The organism is Variovorax sp. Varisp41, from assembly GCF_047325085.1.
Lineage (GTDB): Bacteria > Pseudomonadota > Gammaproteobacteria > Burkholderiales > Burkholderiaceae_C > Variovorax.
Map to the genome: position 1 here is coordinate 379,731 of NZ_CP168540.1, position 18,109 is coordinate 397,839.

The 18,109-nt window shown below is 72.0% G+C and carries 16 protein-coding genes; 3 read left to right on the top strand and 13 right to left on the bottom strand.

Annotation, left to right across the window (positions count from 1 at the left end; translation table 11 throughout):
* Positions 1-8: 8 nt before the first annotated feature.
* Positions 9-350: a hypothetical protein gene (locus tag ACEN9J_RS01630; RefSeq protein WP_057595065.1), complete on the top strand. Its 342-nt coding sequence runs from the start codon at positions 9-11 to the stop codon at positions 348-350.
* Between the two features lie 152 nt (positions 351-502).
* Positions 503-2,266, top strand: a complete 1,764-nt coding sequence (locus ACEN9J_RS01635) for a dipeptidase (RefSeq protein ID WP_413763108.1) — start codon at positions 503-505, stop codon at positions 2,264-2,266.
* On the opposite strand, the gene ACEN9J_RS01640 is transcribed toward ACEN9J_RS01635, so the two are convergent.
* From ACEN9J_RS01640 to ACEN9J_RS01675, 8 genes are all read right to left on the bottom strand, one after another.
* Complete coding sequence (locus ACEN9J_RS01640; protein ID WP_413763109.1) at positions 2,220-2,699, bottom strand: MerR family DNA-binding protein; 480 nt, start codon at positions 2,697-2,699, stop codon at positions 2,220-2,222. The two genes, ACEN9J_RS01635 and ACEN9J_RS01640, sit on opposite strands and share 47 nt — an antisense overlap.
* A gap of 90 nt (positions 2,700-2,789) precedes the next feature.
* Positions 2,790-3,104: a chaperone modulator CbpM gene (locus ACEN9J_RS01645; protein WP_057595067.1), complete on the bottom strand. Its 315-nt coding sequence runs from the start codon at positions 3,102-3,104 to the stop codon at positions 2,790-2,792.
* 1 nt (position 3,105) lies between these two features.
* Positions 3,106-4,068, bottom strand: a complete 963-nt coding sequence (locus ACEN9J_RS01650) for a DnaJ C-terminal domain-containing protein (protein ID WP_413763110.1) — start codon at positions 4,066-4,068, stop codon at positions 3,106-3,108.
* A 50-nt stretch (positions 4,069-4,118) separates the two neighbouring features.
* The gene (locus tag ACEN9J_RS01655) at positions 4,119-4,772 is read right to left on the bottom strand and encodes a histidine phosphatase family protein (RefSeq protein ID WP_413763111.1); all 654 of its coding nucleotides are present in this window, start codon (positions 4,770-4,772) and stop codon (positions 4,119-4,121) included.
* Positions 4,773-4,828: 56 nt separating this feature from the next.
* Complete coding sequence (locus ACEN9J_RS01660) at positions 4,829-7,216, bottom strand: penicillin acylase family protein (protein ID WP_413763112.1); 2,388 nt, start codon at positions 7,214-7,216, stop codon at positions 4,829-4,831.
* Positions 7,217-7,329: 113 nt separating this feature from the next.
* Positions 7,330-7,911, bottom strand: a complete 582-nt coding sequence (locus ACEN9J_RS01665) for a glutathione S-transferase family protein (RefSeq protein WP_413763113.1) — start codon at positions 7,909-7,911, stop codon at positions 7,330-7,332.
* 28 nt (positions 7,912-7,939) lie between these two features.
* A complete protein-coding gene (locus ACEN9J_RS01670; RefSeq protein WP_413763114.1) occupies positions 7,940-8,572 on the bottom strand; it encodes a CDP-alcohol phosphatidyltransferase family protein in 633 nt (210 codons plus the stop codon).
* A gap of 93 nt (positions 8,573-8,665) precedes the next feature.
* Positions 8,666-9,652, bottom strand: coding sequence for a helix-turn-helix transcriptional regulator (locus tag ACEN9J_RS01675; protein WP_413763115.1), 987 nt, complete (start codon positions 9,650-9,652; stop codon positions 8,666-8,668).
* Positions 9,653-9,740: 88 nt separating this feature from the next.
* On the opposite strand from ACEN9J_RS01675, the gene ACEN9J_RS01680 reads away from it, so the two are divergent.
* Entirely contained in the window at positions 9,741-11,933 is a 2,193-nt protein-coding gene (locus ACEN9J_RS01680; RefSeq protein WP_413763116.1) for a TonB-dependent siderophore receptor, read from the top strand.
* Positions 11,934-11,946: 13 nt separating this feature from the next.
* Here the strand turns inward: ACEN9J_RS01680 and ACEN9J_RS01685 are convergent, their stop codons facing one another.
* The 5 genes from ACEN9J_RS01685 to ACEN9J_RS01705 form a co-directional block, all read right to left on the bottom strand.
* Complete coding sequence (locus ACEN9J_RS01685) at positions 11,947-12,684, bottom strand: glutamine amidotransferase (RefSeq protein WP_413763117.1); 738 nt, start codon at positions 12,682-12,684, stop codon at positions 11,947-11,949.
* Between the two features lie 20 nt (positions 12,685-12,704).
* Positions 12,705-13,481, bottom strand: a complete 777-nt coding sequence (locus ACEN9J_RS01690; protein ID WP_203201563.1) for a DeoR/GlpR family DNA-binding transcription regulator — start codon at positions 13,479-13,481, stop codon at positions 12,705-12,707.
* 72 nt (positions 13,482-13,553) lie between these two features.
* Entirely contained in the window at positions 13,554-15,668 is a 2,115-nt protein-coding gene (locus tag ACEN9J_RS01695; protein ID WP_413763118.1) for a phosphocholine-specific phospholipase C, read from the bottom strand.
* Positions 15,669-15,679: 11 nt separating this feature from the next.
* Positions 15,680-15,922: a hypothetical protein gene (locus tag ACEN9J_RS01700; RefSeq protein WP_057598361.1), complete on the bottom strand. Its 243-nt coding sequence runs from the start codon at positions 15,920-15,922 to the stop codon at positions 15,680-15,682.
* A gap of 12 nt (positions 15,923-15,934) precedes the next feature.
* Entirely contained in the window at positions 15,935-18,001 is a 2,067-nt protein-coding gene (locus tag ACEN9J_RS01705) for a LamG-like jellyroll fold domain-containing protein (RefSeq protein WP_413763119.1), read from the bottom strand.
* Positions 18,002-18,109: the final 108 nt, after the last annotated feature.

The following is an 18,109-nucleotide window of genomic DNA, read 5'->3' on the forward strand; positions in this document are numbered from 1 at the left end:
AGACACTCATGAAGACCTCGAACATCCTCGCTGCCGCCGCCCTGTCGCTGATCGCCGTTGCCGGCGCCCACGCGGAAACCTATGAAGGCGTGCATTCGGTGACCTCCGGCTACAGCCGCGCCGACGTGGCGCCCCAGGCCGCCGCCGCTGCCCGCGAAGGCAACATCTACGCCGACGGCGCGACCGCCAACCTGGCACCCGTCGTGGCCGGCAACACCGACCGCGCCGTGGTCCGTGGCGAAGCCGTGGCAGCCGCCCACGCTCCCGGCCAGAACCTGCGCCGCGAATCGTTCCCGGGCAGCGTGATCCCCGCGCAAGCCCGCACGCTGACGCGTCAAGCCGGCCTGTGATGCCGGGCGGCGCAAGCCGCTTCTGTTGAAGAGAATTGATTAGGGAAACCGGGCCACGCGACGAGCGTGGCCCGGTTTTTCTTTGGCGACGCGGTTCGTGCCGCAGGCTGGGCTATCGTCGGCGGATGTATCCGCCACGAGGGAGCTCATTCATGCCATCGCGACTTTCGCGTCTTCCGCGCCTTTCGCTGCCCGCCCTGTCCATCGGCTGCGCCGTGCTCGCCCTCGGCGGCCCGGCCCTCGCCGACACGCTCAAGAAGCCCGCCCTCGACCAGCTCGCCGCGCGCTGGCAGGCCGGCCAGACCGCGAAGGACTTCAATGCCTTCCTGGCCCAGGCCGTCGCCGCGAACCCGGCCAACAAGGAACTGGCCGCCGCCGTGTCCGCGTATGGCCAGCGCCAGCCGCTCGCGGGCGATGCGCTGGTCGACATCGCGCGCCTGCTCGGCCTGTACAACCGGCTGCGGAACCAGCAGGCGGCGATCGCGACCCTCGGCGCCATGGTCGCGCTCCCGCCCGGGCGCAACGTGCAGGTGCCGCCGCACGAGAGTCCCGCGATCCTCGATTTCGGCCGGCTGGTCGAGAAGATGGCGAAGGACTTCGGCCTGAACTGGCGCAACGTCGACAACCGCATCTTCGAGGTCAGCCTCGAGGGCCGCGGCAGCGAGGAGTTCGGCATCCTCACGCATGCCGACGTGGTGCCCGCCGTGCTGTCCGAATGGGTGCTCGACGACGGCACCCGACTCGATCCCTTCACCATGACCCGCGTGGGCGACTTCCTCTACGGCCGCGGCACCATCGACGACAAGGGCTCGATAGCCGCCGTGCTCTACGCGATGAAGGCGGTCAAGGACAGCGGTCTGCCGATCGAGCGCGGCATCCGGTTGATGATCGAGACCACCGAGGAGACCGGCGGCGACGCGATGCTCTACTACCGCAACAAGACTGTGCTGCCGGCCTACAACATCGTGCTCGACAGCAAGTACCCGGCCGTGGTGGCCGAGAAGGGCTCGGGCGCGCTCAAGGTGTTCTTCCCCGCGCAGCCCGCTGACCCCGCGGTCACCGCCATCGTCGCGATGGCCGGCGCCGCCTCGGCCAACGCGATCGCGCAGACCGCCACCGCCACGCTCAAGGGCGGCGACCTCGGCGCCGCGGCCGCGACCCTCGAGGCCGCGAAGGCCGGCTTCCTGCGCGAGTACGAGGCCCAGGGCGGCAAGTTCGCCATCGACATCGCGCGCGGCGCCGACAGCATCGAACTCAAGGTGACCGGCGTCTCGGCCCACGGCTCGCGGCCCGAGGAGGGCGTGAACCCGGTGCCGCGCCTCGCGCTGTTCCTCAAGGAATCGGGCCTGGCGCTCGCGCCCAACGGCTTTCGCCAGGCGGTCGACTACCTCGATGCGCTCTACGGCACCGGCTACCTCGGCGAGAAGCTGGGCCTGGGCTATGCCGACGACTTCATGGGCCCGCTGACCTTCTCGCCGAACCTCGTGCGCGCGGGGGCCGACGGCCGCGTCGAGGTCACGGTTAACGTGCGCATGCCGCGCGGCCGCACGCCCGACGAACTCAAGGCCCAGGTGGCCGCGAAGGTGCAGGCCTGGGCCGATGCGGCCAAGGTCAAGCCCGAGATCCAGTACGACCAGGGCAACTGGATGGCGCGCGATCCCAAGGGCGCCTGGCTCTCGACGCTGCTGAACATCTACGGCGACACCACCGGGCTGGAGGCCAAGCCCGTGCCCACGGCCGGCAGCACCACCGCCAAGCTGATGCCCAACGCGATCAACTTCGGCCCCGCGATGCCCGGCAAGAAGTACACCGCGCACAACGCCAAGGAATACAAGGAAGTGCCCGACCTCGACGCGGACATGCAGATGTTCACGGAGATGCTGGTGCGGATCGGGAACCTGCCGCAGATGCAGTAGCGGTAAAGCCCCGCATCTCGACCAGCTCGTCGAGGATCGGACACGCAGGCCGGTGGTCGCCCCGGCACAGGTCCGCGAGCCGTTCGAGCACGCGCTTCGTCGCCTGCAGTTCCTCGATGCGCGAATCGAGCGCCTCGGCGCGGCACAGCGCGAGGCGCTTGACCTCGGCGCTCGTGCGTTCCTCGTCACGCCACAGCGCCACCAGCCGTTCGATCTCGTCCATGGCGAAGCCCAGCGCCAGCGCACGGCGCGCGAAGCGCAGCACGGCGACGTGGGCGTGCGTGTAGCGGGGCTCGGTCGCGGCGATCAGGCCGCGCGCCTCGCACTGGCGCAGCAGCCGTTGCGAAACGCCGGCGCGCGCGAGCGCGGCCTCGAGGTCGAACCGCGGCGCGGTGTCGGCGTGGACGGGCGATGGAAGGGTGCGAGGGGTCATGCGGCCTCCTGTGGAAGAGGCCCGAAGTCTTCGGTCTCGCACGGTGTCAAGGTCAAGCCGCGGCGTGGCTTTTCCTTGCGGCGCGTGGGCCTATCGCAGGCCGTGCGCCTGCAGCACCGTCTTGAGCCTGCGCACCTCGTGCTGCAGGTCGAGGATCAGCGCCGCGGCATCGAGGCCGACGCCGAAGTCGCGCTCGAGCCGCCGTGCCTCCAGCGCATGCTGCAGGTCGGCGCTCGAGAAGCGCCAGCGCTCGGGCTGCGCCTCCTCGGTCTCGATGCGCACGATGCCGACCTCGACCAGTTGCACGACCCATGCGGTGTCGGCACCGCAGGCATGCGCGAGTTCGCTCGCGGCCAGCGGATGCAACTGGCCGACGGCGGTGGTGGTGATGGAAACGGTCGCCATCTCAGACTCCCAGGTGCTGGCGTGGGTTGAACGAGGCCGAAGCCTTCGCGAGCGCCTCGTAGGCGCCGCGCGCGGCCTCGCTGTCGGCGGGCGGCAGCGCGATGTCGAGCAGCAGGTAGAGGTCGCCGGGCGTCTTGCCCGCGAGGCCGCGGCCCTTGAGGCGCAGCTTGAGGCCGCTCTTGGCCTGCTTCGGCACCGTGACCTCGACTGCGCCGCCGCCGGGCAGCGGCACCTCGACCTGCGCGCCGAGCGCGGCCTCGGTGGGCGTGACCGGCAGGGTCATGTAGAGGTCGCGCGCCTCGACGCGGTAGAGCTTGTGCGGCGCGATGCGCACCTCGAGGTAGAGATCGCCGGCCGGCTCGCCGCCGTGGCCCGGCAGGCCCTGGCCCGCGAGGCGGATGAACTGGCCCGGGTGCACGCCGGGCGGGATCTTCACGCTCAGGGTGCGCGTTTCCCAGCGCGGCTGGCCCTGCGCGTCGAGCACCTGCGAGCGCAGGCTGATCTCGCGCTCGGCGCCGCCGATGGCGTCCTCGAGCGCGATCTCGATCGCGGCGTGGTGGTCCTCGCCGCGCGCGCGGAAGTTCTGCCGCGCGGCGCCGCGGCGCTCGGCCTCGCCGAACATCGATGAGAAGAACTCGCTGAAGTCGGCATGGTCGGCCGGGCCCTGGCGCGGTCCGCGGTGGAACTCGAAGCCGGTGTCCCAGCCCGGCGGCGGCTGGAAGTCGCCGTCGGGGCGGCCGCCGCGCGCCACGCGGTCGGCCAGGGCGTCGTAGGCGGCGCGCTTCTCCTTGTCGCCGAGCACGTCCTTGGCTTCGTTGATGTCGCGCATGCGCTGCTCGGCGTCGGGCTCCTTGCTGACGTCGGGGTGGTACTTGCGCGCGAGCTTGCGGTAGGCCTTGCGCACCTCGTCGTCCGACGCGGTGCGCTCGATGCCCAGGGCGCTGTAGTAGTCCTTGAATTCCATGGTCTTGGTGTGGGGTGTGGGGACGGCTCGCGCGCGGCGCTCGGAGAACCCTAGGCCAGCGCGGCGTCGCCGTCGGCATGCCGCAGCAGCGGCGTCACGGCCCATGTGGGGCCGCTGCGGTCGAAACGCAATGGCTGCGCGTTGCCCAGCAGCCCCAGGTCGACCGGCACGCCCAGCAGCGCGGCCAGCGCATAGAGCGTGCCGCCGTGCGCCACCACCAGCACCGGCGCGGGCTGGGCCAGGGCCTCGGCCAGCGCGGCGCGCTTGCGCGCGACGAACTGGGCCAGGGTCTCGCCGCCCTCGGGCTCGCAGGCCCAGTCGATGTTGGCCGAGGAGGTGCCGATCAGCGCGCCGAAGTTGCGCTCGCGCAGCACGGCCTGCGCCGTGGGCACCAGCTTGAGCGCGCTGCCCACGGCGTGCGCGGTGTCGAAGGCGCGCCGCGCATCGGAGCAGACGATGGTGCGGATCGGCTCGCCCGCCAGCAGTTCGGCCGCGCGCGCGGCCTGCTGCAGGCCGAGCTCGCTCAGCGGCTCGTCGGTGGCCTGGAAGATGCGCTGCGCGTTGCGGCCGGTCTGGCCGTGGCGCAGGAAGTAGAAGTGGTCGCAGGCCGGCGCCAGCGGCTGCGCGGCGGCGAGGGCGATCAGCTGGTCGAGGCCCGAGGGCCGGTGGCCGGAGGCGGAAGGAGCGGCATTGGTTTGGGACATGGCGTCGATTCTGCGCAATCCATGTGTCGCAGCGGCGGGCTCGGGTTTGCTCGATCTCAGTAGGCGAACTGCAACGGCCGTCCCTCGCGCTGCGCCTCGATGTCGGCGCGGTGGAAGGGCAGCGCGTGCCACTGCTTGGCCGCGAACAGCGGCAACTGGTCGTAGGCGCGCGGCGAGGCGAGGTCGCTGCTCTGGCCGTAGGTCAGCAGGCCCTGCGCCACCGGCCCGCGCTCGTCGAAGCCCACCACCTGGATGTAGCTGCTGCCGTAGTTGACCTGGTAGCCCTTCGGGTCGATCAGCGACTGGCCCTGCGACTCGAGCTTGTTGAGCACGCCCTCGAACTCGTCGCCGCCATGCAGCGCGATGCGCTGGCCGCGCACCTCGCGCGACTGCGGCACGCCCAGCGGCACGTCGGCCGCGAAGCCCGCGGTGCGCAGGATGCCGACCGCGTCGCCCAGGGCCTTGAAGACCGCGGCGCGGGTGGCGGGCGCGGCCATGTCGAGGCCGGCCGGCGTGGTCACCGGCTGCGCCGGGTCGAAGGGCAGGCGCCAGACCTTCGGGATGTCCTTGGCCTTGCGCCAGAACTCACGGAACAGCGCCGCGCCCTTCGCGTCGGCGTTGCTGGTGCGGTCCCAGGCCGCGAGCACGCGGCAGCCCAGCGCCTGGTCAGCATCGAGCGCGCCGCCGGCGGCCGCGCAGGCGGCCTGCAGGTCGTCCATCACCAGCAGGCCCGCGAGGTTGCGGTCGCGGAAGATCACGCTGCGCAGCTCGGCCGCGCCCATACGGTTGCCGGGCAGGCCGTCGGCGCCCGCGAGCCGGCCCTCGATCTCGAGGATGCCGCTGCGCGTGCGCAGCCGCTGCGGCACGCCCACCGGCCCGACCAGCGGCGACACGCCCGCCATCGGCGCGATGCGCGGGTTGCTGAGCCAGTAGCTGTCGTTGCTGTTCTGCACCCAGTCGGGCGTGACCACGACCGGCATGCGCACGGGCGCGATGATGCCGGGCGACGCGGCCGTGGCATCGCGCTGCCAGGCGCAGGCGGCACGCGAGCCGTCGAGCACCGCGAGACCGGCTGCGTTGAGCAGCGCCGCGGCGCCCGGCGAGGGCGCGCAGGCGCGCAGCTGCTCGGCCGAGACGTCGGGCACCACCGAGAGGTCGGCGTACATCGCGTTGCCGTCGCGGTCGGCCGCGATGGTATTGATCCACGGCATGCCCTGGTTGCCCATCGCGGCGCGCAGCTCGGCCACGTTGCGCGCCTGCGCCATGCGCATCCAGGACTCGGCCGAGCGCACGTTGAGCGTGTTGGCGTCGCGGATCGCATAGGCGCGCTGCGCGGTCCAGCCCAGGCCGGCCTTGGGCAGCGCGATCAGCGGGCCCCATTCGCTCTCGTAGAAGGTGTGCTGCAGCGCCGGCGCGCCATCGCTCGCCGGCAGGGTCACGGTGCGCGCCGTCATGCGGCGACGCTGGCCGTCGACGATGTAGACGGTCGGGTCGGCCGGATCGAGCTGCAGCTCGTAGAGCGTGAAGCGCTTGCCGGTCGACACGGTGTGGGTCCAGGCCACGTCCTTGTTGAAGCCGATCGCCACCACCGGGCTCAGGCCGCCGGTGGCGCCCATCACGTCGACGCGGCCGGGGATCGTCAGGTGCAGCTGCCAGAAGCGGTTGGTGCCGGTCCACGGGAAGTGCGGGTTGCCCAGCAGCAGGCCGCGGCCGTCGGGCGTGGCGTTGCGCCCGAAGGCCCAGCCGTTGGAGCCGAGCTCGCCGCCCTCGGGGTTGGCGTTGAAGCTGTGGCGGCCGATCTCGGCCACGGCCTGGTCGAGCGGCACCGGCGCCGCGCCGGTGCGCGCGCCCGGCGCGGGCGGCTTCGCCTCGAGCACCGCGCCCGCGAGCGCGCCCAGGCCGCCCTGGATCATCGACTGCTCGGTGGCGCGCGCCAGGTCGGCCGCGGTCATCGGCCGCACCCAGGGCTTGCCGCGGCAGGCCGCGGGCAGTCCGTTGGGGCCGGCGTCCTGGAGGTAGCGGTTGTAGCCGGCCACGTAGCCGCGCATCATGGTCTGCACCTCGGCGCCGGTGGTGGCACCGGCGCGCGCGAGCGCGGCGTCGTCCATGTGGTAGCGCACGAACAGGTCGATCTGCGCGTTGGGCATCAGGCCCAGGCCGAAGGCGCCGCGCTCCTGCGCGCCGAAGAAACGCGAACGCTCGCCGCGCATCGTCACCAGGTGCTCGGCGGTCTGGCAGACGTTGTCCTGCGCATGCGCGTAGGCGGCGCCGAAGGCCAGGCCTTCGTAGTCGGGCGCGGTGACGTGGGCGATGCCGTAGGTGGTGCGCTCGATCGTGACCGCGCGCCCCGAGGGCGGCGGGGCGCTGGCGCAGCCCGCGAGCAGCAGCGCGGCGGCGAGCAGGGAAAGGGGAAGGGTGGCTGCCTGTCTCTTGGTGTTGTGCATGGTGGTGCGGCGCGAAGCCTTCGTTGGAAAACAGCGGGGGACCGAGCGTAGGCCCGCCTCTGCCGCGCCACCTGTCGCCGGCGCGGCAGCCGGCGCCGGAACGTCTCGTTCGTTCAGCCGAAGCGCATGGCCTTCGGGCGTGCCTGCAGCCGCTCGACGTAGGCGTCGATCCGGGGCCGGTTCGAGCGGCCGCCGAAGGCGCGCAGGTAGATGAACATCGAGCCGATCATCACGTCGGCCGCGGTGAACTGCGCGCCGAACAGGTAGGGGCCGTCGCCGAGCTCGCGCTCGACCGCGTCCTTGGCCTCCTCGAAGTCGGTCCAGCCGCGCGCGCTGTTGTTGCTGCGCAGCCTGAGCAGGCTGTCGCCCATCGCGGGCTCGAGCTGCGCGGTCGAATAGACCATCAGCGACAGGAAGCGGCCGCGCTCGGGCGTGCCCACGGGCGGTGCCAGCTTCTTCGCGGGGTACTTCTCGGCGATGTAGAGGCAGATGGCCGCGTTCTCGAACAGCCGCGTGCGGCCGTCGACCAGCGCCGGCAGCTTGCCGGCCGGGTTGATCCGGCGGAACTCGGGCGTCTTGTGCGCCTTCTCGCGCAGCAGCGTGGGCACGATCTCGTAGTCCACGCCCGCCTCGTCGAGCATCCACTTGGCGACCTGCGCGCGGCTGTGCGGGTCGAAATACAGCTTCATCGTCATGAGGGTGTCTTCCTTGGGTTTGTCTGGCTTAGAACTTCGGGATGCGCAGCGTCTTGCTGATCATCAGCGTGCCCGAGAGCGCGAACAGCAGCGCCATCGGATGCAGCTGCCACGGGCCCACGCTCCAGGCCCCGCCCCACAGCGCGTCGCCCAGGCGGCCCTGCGAGGCGGCCCACGCGAGCACGCCGACCAGCACCACGCTGGTCGGGATCGGCGTGCCCTCGAAGTACTTGACCTTGTCGCCGCCGGCCGAGAGCGATTCGGCCGTGACGTTGAAGCGCGCGAGCCGGCTCACGCCGCAGCAGACGAAGTAGACCAGCGCCACGCAGTCCCAGCCGCCGTCGAGCCCGGCCGCGAAGCCCAGCGCGGCCGGTGCCACGCCGAAGGAGATGATGTCGGCCAGCGAATCGAGCTCGCGCCCGAGCGCCGAATGGGTCTGGCGCCAGCGCGCGATGCGGCCGTCGAACACGTCGAACACGAAGGCCGCGGGCGCGAGCGCGGCGGCCCAGTAGAAGTGGGTGAGCGACTGGCTCGCCATGTAGGCCATCGCGAGGAACACGCCGCCCACGCCGCAGGCCGCGTTGCCGAGCGTGAAGACGTCGGCGAGGTGGAAGCCGCGGATCATCGAGAAGTGCTTGCGCACGGGGACGGGGCGGTTCATGGGACCTTCTGGAACTGCGGAAATGCGCCGAACCTTAACCGAAGCGCCGGGGCCCCGATGTAGTCGCGCTCCGACGCCGGGGCGCGGACGTCGTCAGTGGCGTTCGCGCCCGCTCGGCGCCACGCCGAAGCGTTTTCGGAAGGCGGTCGCGAAGTTGGTCGCGTGGCGGTAGCCGACCAGCCGCGCCGCCTCCTGCACGCTCAGGCCCTGCGCCAGCCGCTCGCGCGCGAGCACCATGCGGCGCTCGTGCAGCCACTCGAAGACCGAGCATTGGTAGGCGGCGCGGAACTTGGTGCGCAGCGTGCTCTGGCTCATGCAGGCGAGGCGGGCCAGTGCCTCGAGCGTGTGGTGTTCCTCGGGCGCGTCGTGCAGGCGTTCGCGCACGCGTTCGAGCAACTGGCGGTCGCGCGCCGAGGGCTGCGGTGGGGTTGCAGGCGCCGCATCGGCCAGTGCGTGCGCGAGCAGTTGCAGGCCCACGCCCTGGCACAGCAGCGCCTGCAGCGGGCCCTGCCACCGGCCGCCGAGCACCTGCTCGATGGCCTGCACGAGGTGCGGCGGCACCGCCCAGTGGCGCGGGTGCCCGGCCGGCGAGCGCAGCGCGGCGGCGATCAGTTCGTCGAGTTGCGCGTCGCCCGTGCCGAGCGGTGCGGCCGACACGTTGATGCTGCGCAGCCGCTGGCGGGCCGGGTGAATGCCGGTCATCGACAGCCCGTCGCCATAGGCGGCGCTGAGGCCGCCGTGCGTGCGCATCGGCACGCTGTCGCCGCGGCCGAGCGCGGCCCGTGCCTGGCCCTGCAGCACCACGATGGCCGAGAACCGCGGGCTCGCCTGCGAGGTGGCCTCGTAGTGGTGGTGCACCACGATGTCGGAGGCGGCCAGCGTCAGGCCCGCGCCCAGCGCATGCGTCTCGACGCGGCCCTCGGCAATGCACAGCGCCTCGGGGTCGCGCGGCGCGCCCGAGAGGTAGGGCAGGCGATAGCGGAAGCCCGCGTCGCGGCCGAGCCGGTCGAACTCGGCGGCGCTGAACGCGCGCGTCGACGCGGCGGGGGCGGGGAAAGCCGTGCTTTCGGCGTACTGCATAGCTTTGCCGCGCTCCGGCATAGGTCGGTCCATCGCCAGATGGTAACAATTCTCATTTGTCGTTAAACCCTTTGTCCTCACTGCCGCCATGCCGACTGCCTTCCGTTCCCCCGCGCCATTCCGGCGCCATTCCCTGAGCCTCCTGTTCGGCGCGGCGCTGCCTTCGATGTCCGCGCTGGCGCAGGCACCCGATGCCGGATCGAGTGCCGCGCTGCCCGCGATCGAGGTCACCGGCACAGCGGTCACGCCCACCACCGAGGGCACGAATTCGTACACCACGAAGGCCGCGCGCACCGCGACCGGCCTGCAGCTCTCGCCGCGCGAGACGCCGCAATCGGTCAGCGTGGTCACGCGCCAGATCGTCGAGGACCAGGGCCTGCAGACCACGGGCGACATGCTGAACAGCGCCACGGGCATCTCGATCACGCGCAGCGACGCCAACCGGCTCTCGGTGTCGGCGCGCGGCTTCGCGATCGACACCTACCAGTTCGACGGCCTCGTGAGCCCGGTGCTGTCGCCCTGGGCCTTCGGCGAGAGCAACCTCGACACCGCGATCTACGACCGGCTCGAGGTGGTGCGCGGCGCCACCGGCCTGATGACCGGCGCGGGCAATCCGTCGGCCGCCATCAACTTCGTGCGCAAGCGGCCGCTGCGCGAGTTCGCGGCCTCGGCCGGCGTGTCGGTGGGCAGCTGGAATTTCCGGCGCGCCGAGGCCGACATCTCGGTCCCGCTCACGCAGGACGGGCGCATCCGCTCGCGCCTGGTGGCGGCCCATTCGGACGGCGACAGCTACACCACTTTCCTCGGCAACCGCTCGAACACCTTCTACGGCGTGCTCAGTGCCGACCTGACGTCGGCCACCGAGCTCACGCTGGGCTTGAGCAGGCAGGACACCGTGACGCGCGGCTTCGGCGCCGGCTTCCCGCTGTTCTACACCGATGGCCGGCGCACCGACTTCGACCGCTCCGTGGCCAGCAACACGACATGGACCCGGGCCGAGACCGACACCACCACCGCCTTCCTCGACCTCACGCACCGCTTCGCCAACCGCTGGACCGCGCGCCTGGCCTACAGCCATGCCAGCACCGACATGATGATGAAGCACCTCTACCGCGGCGGTGCGGTCAACGCCTTCACCGGCGCGATGAGCGTGGCGCCGTCGTATATCTATTACGACGGCGAACTGAAGCGCCGCGCGGCCCATGCCACGCTCGGCGGCCCGTTCCGGCTGCTGGGCCGCGACCACGAGTTCTCGCTCGGCTGGATGCGCTTCGACGACCGGCTCGACCTGCCACAGTACCGCGCGCTGAACCAGCCGCCGATCGGCAGCTTCTTCGACTGGCGCGTCGACCGCATCGCCGAGCCGTTGTGGTCGAGCGTTCCTTCGCAGGCCGACACCATGCGCGCGCGCCAGGACGGCGCCTATGCCGTGGGGCGCTTCTCGCTGGCCGACCCGCTGCACCTGATCGTGGGCGCGCGCGTGAGCAACTGGAAGACCGACCAGAACTACTTCGGCGCCATCCGCAAGTACGAGCACCGCGACCGCATCACGCCCTACGCGGGCCTGCTCTACGACATCGACGAAACCTACACGGCCTACGCCAGCTACACCAGCATCTTCAAGCCGCAGAACAACCGCGACGCGGCCGGCGAGATCCTCGACCCGGTGACCGGCAAGAGCTTCGAGCTAGGCCTCAAGGCCGCGTATGCGGACGGCCGGCTCAACGGCGCCTTCGCGCTGTTCCAGACGCGCCAGGACAACCTGGCCGAGGCCATCGCCGGCCAGACCGCGGGCGGCGTGCCCAACACCCAGGCCTACCGCGCGGTGGCCGGCGCGAAGGTGGAGGGCGTGGACCTCGAGCTCAGCGGCGAGATCGCGCGCGGCTGGAACCTCTCCGCGGGCTACACCCACTTCCGCGCCCGCGCCGCGAACGGCACGCCGATCAACACCGGGCATCCGCGCAGCCAGCTCAAGATCTTCAGCAGCTACCGGCTGCCGGGCGCCTGGAGCGCGCTGACCGTGGGCGCGGGCGTGAACTGGCAGGGCCGCGCCTACGAGACCGTCATGGCGCCGCCGGCCAACCGCTCGACCGTGGTCGCGCAGTCGGGCTATGCGCTGGTGAGCCTGATGGCGCGCTACGAGATCCGCAAGAACGTCTCGGCGACCCTCAACATCAACAACCTGACCGACCGCAAGTACTACTCGCAGGTGGCGTTCTTCAACCAGGGCTGGTACGGGTCGCCGCGCAACGCGACGCTGTCGCTGCGCGTGCAGTACTGAGGCGCGGCCAGGCTCAGAGGCCCTGTCGCGCCTCGGCGATGCGCGCGAAGCGACCGAGCAGTTGCGCGCAATCGCCGGTGGCCTGCACGCGCTCGCGCAGCGCCTCGGGGTCGAGCCCGGCCGTCTTCAGCGGGCCGGCCAGGCGATCGATGTAGTCGCGCATCGCGTGGGCATCGAACTCGGGATGGAACTGCACGCCCCAGGCACTGTCGCCGACGCGGAAGGCATGCACCGGGTCGTGCGCGCTGCCGGCCAGCCGCACCGCGCCCTCGGGCAGGCGCAGCGCGCTCTGCCAGTGCACCGCGTGGGCCGCGAAGCGCGCCGGCAGGCCGCCCAGCAGCGGGTCGGCGGCGGCGGTCTCCTCGAGCACGACGCTGACCGTGCCGATCTCCGGGCCGCGCGGATGGTCGCCGGCCTCGCCGCCGAGCGCATGCGCGAGCAACTGGTGGCCATAGCAGATGCCGAGCACCGGCGTGCCCTGCGCCACGGCGCGCGCGAGCCAGCCGGCGGTGCGTTCGCTCCAGTCCTCGCGGTGCGACACCATCGCATGCGAGCCGGTCAGCACCGCGCCCGCGATGGCGGCGGGATCGGGCAGCGTGTCGCCGCGGCGCGGATCGATCACGGCGATGGGCAGCGTGTCGCTGGCCAGGCCGTCGGCGATCCAGTGCTCGAAGTCGCCGTGCGTCTCGCGCAGGGCGTCGAAGGTGTCGCCGAGCTTGACGATGACCAGGGGACGGGATTGGATTTCCATCCCGCGATGATGCCAAAGCCTCAGGCCAGCACCACGCGCTCGCAGGCGCGGCGCAGGGCCGGCAGCGCCGGCATGTCGCGCGAGGCCGCATCGGTGACGACCACGTCGATGTCGGCGCTGCGCGCATAGGTGACGCGGCTGGCCTGGCCGATCTTGGCGTGGTCGGCCAGGATCACGAGCTGCTGCGCCTGCTCGGCCATGGCGCGCGCGATCGCGGCCTCGTGGTGCTCGAAGCTCATCGCGCCGTGCTTGGGATGCATCGCCACCGGCGACAGCAGCGCCACGTCGGCGCGGTAGCGGCGGATCTCCTCGACCGTGCCGGCGCCGCAGGTGGCCTGGGTCTTGACGTCGATCTCGCCGCCGAGCAGCACGGTGCGCCCGCCGGTGTCGCGGCCCTCGGCCGCGCCCGCGAGCTTGAGCGCGATGCTCAGCGAGTTGGTGATGACCGTCATGCCGCTGAGCGTGGCCAGCGCCTCGGCCAGCAGCGCGGTGGTGCTGCCGGTGTCGAGGAACACGGTCTGGCCCGGTTCGAGCAGCGCGATCGCGGCCCTGGCGATGGCGCGCTTCTCGCGCTGCCGCGCCACCAGCCGCACCGCCAGCGGCGGCTCGGGCTCCGCGCCCGTGGCCACGGCGCCGCCATGCACCCGCCGCAGCTCGCCCAGGCCCTCGAGCTCGAGCAGGTCGCGGCGCACGGTTTCGCGCGAGACCGCGAGGTCCTGCATGATCCGCTCGACGCTCAGGCGCGAGAAGGTGGCCAGCAGGCTGCGGATGCGCAGGAATCGTTCTTCTTGGAGCATGGGGATGCCGAAGGGGAGGAAGGAATGGCGCCGGCGGCGGACCGGCGCCATTGTGGGGGAGGCGCGTGACGCTCAGGCCGCCTGGCCCATCGCCGGATCGCTGATGCCGTGGCTGCCGTTCTCCACGCGGCCCGCGAAGCGGCGCAGGTAGCTGGTGCCGTCGTCCACGTTGGCCGTCACGCTGAAGTCGTACCAGTGCTTCGCCGGTGCCAGGTCCCACTTCTGCACCACCACCTGGCCCGGCGCGAGCGCGAAGGACCACGGGCCGTCGGTGCGGTAGGCATTCGGCGCCACCGCGACGGTGCAGCTGATGTTGCCGAGGTTGTGCATTTCCAGGTGCACGTCGCCGTTGGCGGCGTCGTAGCAGACGCGCACCTCGGGCAGTGCCGTGCCGCCCGCGAGCGCGGCCGGCAGCTTGCCGCCGAAGCGCCGGAAGTAGCCGTTGGGGCCGAACACCGAGAGGTCGTAGCGCCCGCCGGCCGCCACCGCCCAGGCGTCGTTGAGCAGCTTGCCGGGCTCCACCGTGTAGCGGCGCGGCACCTTGTCGAGCGCGAGATGGTCGTAGACATGGAACACCGCGCCCGCGCCGCCGGTGTTGCCGAACACCAGCCAGAACTTCTGCTGCGCCACGTCGGGCCGGCCGCTGGTGTGCAGCTCGTAGGGCAGGGCGCGCGAGTAGCGCACGCCGGTGGCCTGCTGGGGCAGGGTGCCGGTGCCGGGCGCGGGCGCGACCGGCGTGGGCAGCAGCAGCTGCTTCGCAATGGCATCGTCGGCCGCCTTGCCGTCGATGTGCGGCAGCGCGGGCAACGCGGCATTGGGCGTGGCGAAGTCGAAGCAGGTGCTGAGATCGCCCGCGACCGCGCGCCGCCAGGGGCTGATGTTGGGTTCCATCACGCCGAAGCGCGTCTCGAGGAAGCGCACCACCGAGGTGTGGTCGGCCACCTGCGAGTTGACCCAGCCGCCGCGGCTCCAGGGCGACACCACGTACATCGGCACGCGCCAGCCCATGCCGAAGGGCGAGCCGCGGTAGGGCGCCTTGAGGTCGTTGCGCTCGCCCAGCGTCGACACCGTGCTCATGCCGGCCTCGCTGCCGTCGGTATCGAGCGAGGGAATCGCGGGCGGCGGCATGTGGTCGAAGTAGCCGTCGTTCTCGTCGAACATGATGAACAGCACGGTCTGGCTCCAGACCGCGGGATCGGCCGTGAGGGCGTTCAGCACGCGCTCGGTGTATTCGGCGCCCCACAGCGGCGACGAGGGGCCGGGATGCTCCGAGTACTTGGCCGGTGCCACGATCCAGCTCACCTGCGGCAGCCGGCCGGCCTTCACGTCCTCGGCCAGGTCGTCGAGGGAGCGCGTGGACAGGCCGCGCGCCTTGAGCGAGCGCTGCGCCTCGGTCGGCTCGGCCGCGTAGTAGGCCTTGCGGAAGCTGGTGAAGCCTTCGAGCGGGTTGTCGGTGTAGTTGTCCGCCATGTCCTGGTAGATCTGCCAGCTCACGCCGGCCTGTTCCAGGCGCTCGGGGTAGGTGGTCCAGTCGTAGCCGGGCGCGTTCGCGAGATCGTCGTTCGAGTTGTCGATCGCGGGACCGCCGCCTTGTCCCAGCGGGTCGTTGGTGCCGCTCCAGAGGAACAGGCGGTTCGAGTTGGTGCCGGTGAGTTCGCTGCAGTGGTAGGCGTCGCACAGCGTGAAGGCATCGGCCAGCGCGAACTGGTAGGCGATGTCGTTCTGCGTGTAGTAGCCGAGCGCGCGCGCCGTCTTGGCCGCCACCCACTGGTTCATGCGCCCGCCGTTCCAGGCCTGCTGGCCGTCGGACCAGCTGTGGGCCATGCCGGTGGTGCGCTGCGCGCTGGTGGCGGTGGTGTCGTAGCGGAAGGGCACGCAGGTGCCGCTGCCCGAGGTCGGCGGCTGCTGCCACACCGGCTTGCCGTTGGACAGCGGCACCGGGAAGCGGTCGCCGAAGCCGCGCACGCCGCGCAGGGTGCCGAAGTAGTGATCGAAGGAGCGGTTCTCCTGCATGAAGATCACGACGTGCTTGACGTCGCTGATGGTGCCGGTCTCCTGCGCGGCGGGAATCGCCAGTGCGCGGCGGATGCCGGGCGGCAGCAGGCCGAGCGCGGCGGCTGCGCCCGCGGTGGTGGCGGCGCCGCGCAGGAAGCCGCGGCGGGAAGGGGATGCTTGCTTGTCGCTCATGGTGTGCGGGCTCAGGGCGCGCAGCGCACCGACTCGGGACGGCGCGGCGGCAGTTGGGAATCGGGCGTGCCGCCCGGCGGGGTCAGCGCCTCGGCCGGCGGGCCGGCGGTGGCCGGGTCGTTGGGCACGAGGCCCGTGGCCGGGGGCAGGGCGATGGCGCCGCCACCCCCGCCGCCGCCGCCGCAGGCCGTGAGCACGGTGGCGGCGAGCAGCGCCAGAACGCAAGCCGCGCGTTGCATCGTTGGGTTGCGCATGCGTGTCTCTCCTCAGGGCACCAGCGTGGTCAGCGAGCCGCGCGAGCGCGCGATCGACTCGATCTCGGCCGCGCTCAGCACGCGGTTCCAGGTCGCGAACTCGGCGAAGTCGAAGCGCCCGGCGATGGTGTTGCTCGCATTGCCGTTGCGGTAGTTCGGGCCGTAGCCGCCGTCGCCGTCCTCGTTGAGCGAGAAGCCCTTGTTGAGGCCGTTGAGCGCGGCCGCGAAGGCGCTGGTCAGCGTGGCCGAGCTGCTCTGCAGGCCCAGCGCCGGATCGAAGACGTAGTAGCTCACCTTCAGTGCCGGCACGTCGACCGTCATCGCGACATAGGCCCAGGTGTTGGCGCTGAAGCCCAGGTCCTTGTCGCCCAGGCGCGCGCCGCCGCGGCCGATGTTGAAGCGCAGGGCGCTGCCGTACTGGCCGATCGCGAGGCCCGGGTTGTTGCCGCTGCCCCAGTCCTTGTTCGAGATCACCGGCATGCCCGAGCGGGTGGCGTCGGAGCGGAACCAGAAGCCGAAGCTGAAGGGCGCGGTGGTGCTGGTCACGCTGGCCGTGGGGACCGAATAGCCGCCGTCGCAGGCCGCGCAGACCGTGGCACCGGTGTAGTCGGTCGACAGCAGCGCGCGCGTGCCGCTGCCCAGCGGACCGTCGCCGGCCGCCGCGTAGACCGCGGTGGCGCCCTTGACCCAGGGCGCGAAGACCTGGCCACCGGCGATGCGGTCGCCGAGCGCGCCGTTCAGCGGGAACAGGTGCGTGAGGCCGTTGGCCACGCTGGGCAGCAGCACGATCGGCTTCACGTAGTCGAGCGAGGCGCGCAGCGAGACCGGCGTCTTGTCGGCCACCACGGTGTAGTCGTAGGCGTAGGTGCCGCTGGCGTCGAAGGGCATGGTGGTGTCCTCGAAGCCGACGGCCGTGCCGGGCAGCGTGGCCACGGCCGCGCCGTCGCGCAGCACCGTGATCGAGGCGACCGGGGCCGGCAGCGTCCAGCTCAGGCGGATGCCGTTGCGCTTGTCGTTGGCCACCGCGGCGAGCCGGCGCACGCCGGGCGCGCCCAGCAGCGGCGCGCCGTCGATCGCGTACTTGTCGGCCGCGGGCAGGGCCGACAGGTGGGTCAGCAGGGTGGGCGCGATGTCGGCCGTGGAGGCATAGCCGTACCAGTCCGCGATGCTCGCGGGCAGCCCGGCGGGCGCTGCTGCGTCGAGGTTGGCGCGGCGGTCGAGCACCAGCGCGGTCGCGAGGTTCGACGGCACCGGGATGCCGTCGGCCACGCCGGTGGCGCCCAGGCCGTGGGTGGTGGCGACGACCACCAGCCAGTCCTCCTGCGGCTGGGCCGCGCGGCGCCGCGCCAGCGCGGCGCGCAGCGTGGCGATCTGCCTGTCGACCTGCGCGAGCGCGTTCTGGTAGTCGCTGCCGTAGCCCGCCACGTCGGCGACCTGCGCCGGGCCCTGGTAGTCGGCGACCACGAGGTCGTAGCCGCCGCTCTCGAGCGCGCCCGCGGCCTCGGTCGAGACGCAGTCGTCGCTGCCGTCGCAGTCCTTCGCGAGCTCGAGGTAGCCCGCGGCCTTGTCGGCGCGCAGCAGTTGCGGCAGGCCGCTCCAGCTCGCGACCACCGCGCTGCGGGTGTCGGCGCGGCCTTGCTTGAGCAGCTTGAAGACGGTGTCGGCGCCGAAGGCCTGGCCTTCGTAGTTGGAGCGGATCTCGTGCCGGTCGGCCCAGCCGCCGGTCAGCAGCGTGGCCCACGACGGCCCGTCGGTGGCCTGCTGCTGCGTGCGCTGGCCGAGCACGCCGCCGGTGTAGGAAGGCAGCAAGGTGCCCAGGCCTTGCAGCGCGGGCATGCGCGCGTCGCCGAGCGCCTGTTGCAGGGCCGCGTATTGCACGCCGTCGACGCCGATGACCAGCGCCTTGGGGCGGGGTGCCGGCGCGGGGGAGGGCGCTGGAGCGGGCGCCGGCGCGGGCGCGGGCGGCGTAACGGGAAGGAAGGGGGTCGAGCCACCGCCACCGCCGCCGCAGGCGGCCAGCAGAAGCACGGGGGTCAGGCACAGGGCGGCGCGCGCGAGGCGGCCTCTCGGCGTTGTCATCGGGGAACTCCGGCAGGTCAAGAACGCCGGGGCGGGCACTCGACCCCCCCCGGCACGAAGGCATTCCTGGTCGTGCGTGGCTTGCCGGCGATCGATGCATTCATGTGC

Coding starts and splice junctions, on each gene's coding strand:
- ACEN9J_RS01690 (WP_203201563.1), bottom strand. CDS start 13,481: ATGCTCCAAGAAGAACGATTCCTGCGCATCCGCAGCCTGCTGGCCACC.
- ACEN9J_RS01640 (WP_413763109.1), bottom strand. CDS start 2,699: ATGACCCCTCGCACCCTTCCATCGCCCGTCCACGCCGACACCGCGCCG.
- ACEN9J_RS01665 (WP_413763113.1), bottom strand. CDS start 7,911: ATGACGATGAAGCTGTATTTCGACCCGCACAGCCGCGCGCAGGTCGCC.
- ACEN9J_RS01680 (WP_413763116.1), top strand. CDS start 9,741: ATGCCGACTGCCTTCCGTTCCCCCGCGCCATTCCGGCGCCATTCCCTG.
- ACEN9J_RS01685 (WP_413763117.1), bottom strand. CDS start 12,684: ATGGAAATCCAATCCCGTCCCCTGGTCATCGTCAAGCTCGGCGACACC.
- ACEN9J_RS01700 (WP_057598361.1), bottom strand. CDS start 15,922: ATGCGCAACCCAACGATGCAACGCGCGGCTTGCGTTCTGGCGCTGCTC.
- ACEN9J_RS01635 (WP_413763108.1), top strand. CDS start 503: ATGCCATCGCGACTTTCGCGTCTTCCGCGCCTTTCGCTGCCCGCCCTG.
- ACEN9J_RS01630 (WP_057595065.1), top strand. CDS start 9: ATGAAGACCTCGAACATCCTCGCTGCCGCCGCCCTGTCGCTGATCGCC.
- ACEN9J_RS01655 (WP_413763111.1), bottom strand. CDS start 4,772: ATGTCCCAAACCAATGCCGCTCCTTCCGCCTCCGGCCACCGGCCCTCG.
- ACEN9J_RS01705 (WP_413763119.1), bottom strand. CDS start 18,001: ATGACAACGCCGAGAGGCCGCCTCGCGCGCGCCGCCCTGTGCCTGACC.
- ACEN9J_RS01695 (WP_413763118.1), bottom strand. CDS start 15,668: ATGAGCGACAAGCAAGCATCCCCTTCCCGCCGCGGCTTCCTGCGCGGC.
- ACEN9J_RS01660 (WP_413763112.1), bottom strand. CDS start 7,216: ATGCACAACACCAAGAGACAGGCAGCCACCCTTCCCCTTTCCCTGCTC.
- ACEN9J_RS01675 (WP_413763115.1), bottom strand. CDS start 9,652: ATGCAGTACGCCGAAAGCACGGCTTTCCCCGCCCCCGCCGCGTCGACG.
- ACEN9J_RS01670 (WP_413763114.1), bottom strand. CDS start 8,572: ATGAACCGCCCCGTCCCCGTGCGCAAGCACTTCTCGATGATCCGCGGC.
- ACEN9J_RS01650 (WP_413763110.1), bottom strand. CDS start 4,068: ATGGAATTCAAGGACTACTACAGCGCCCTGGGCATCGAGCGCACCGCG.
- ACEN9J_RS01645 (WP_057595067.1), bottom strand. CDS start 3,104: ATGGCGACCGTTTCCATCACCACCACCGCCGTCGGCCAGTTGCATCCG.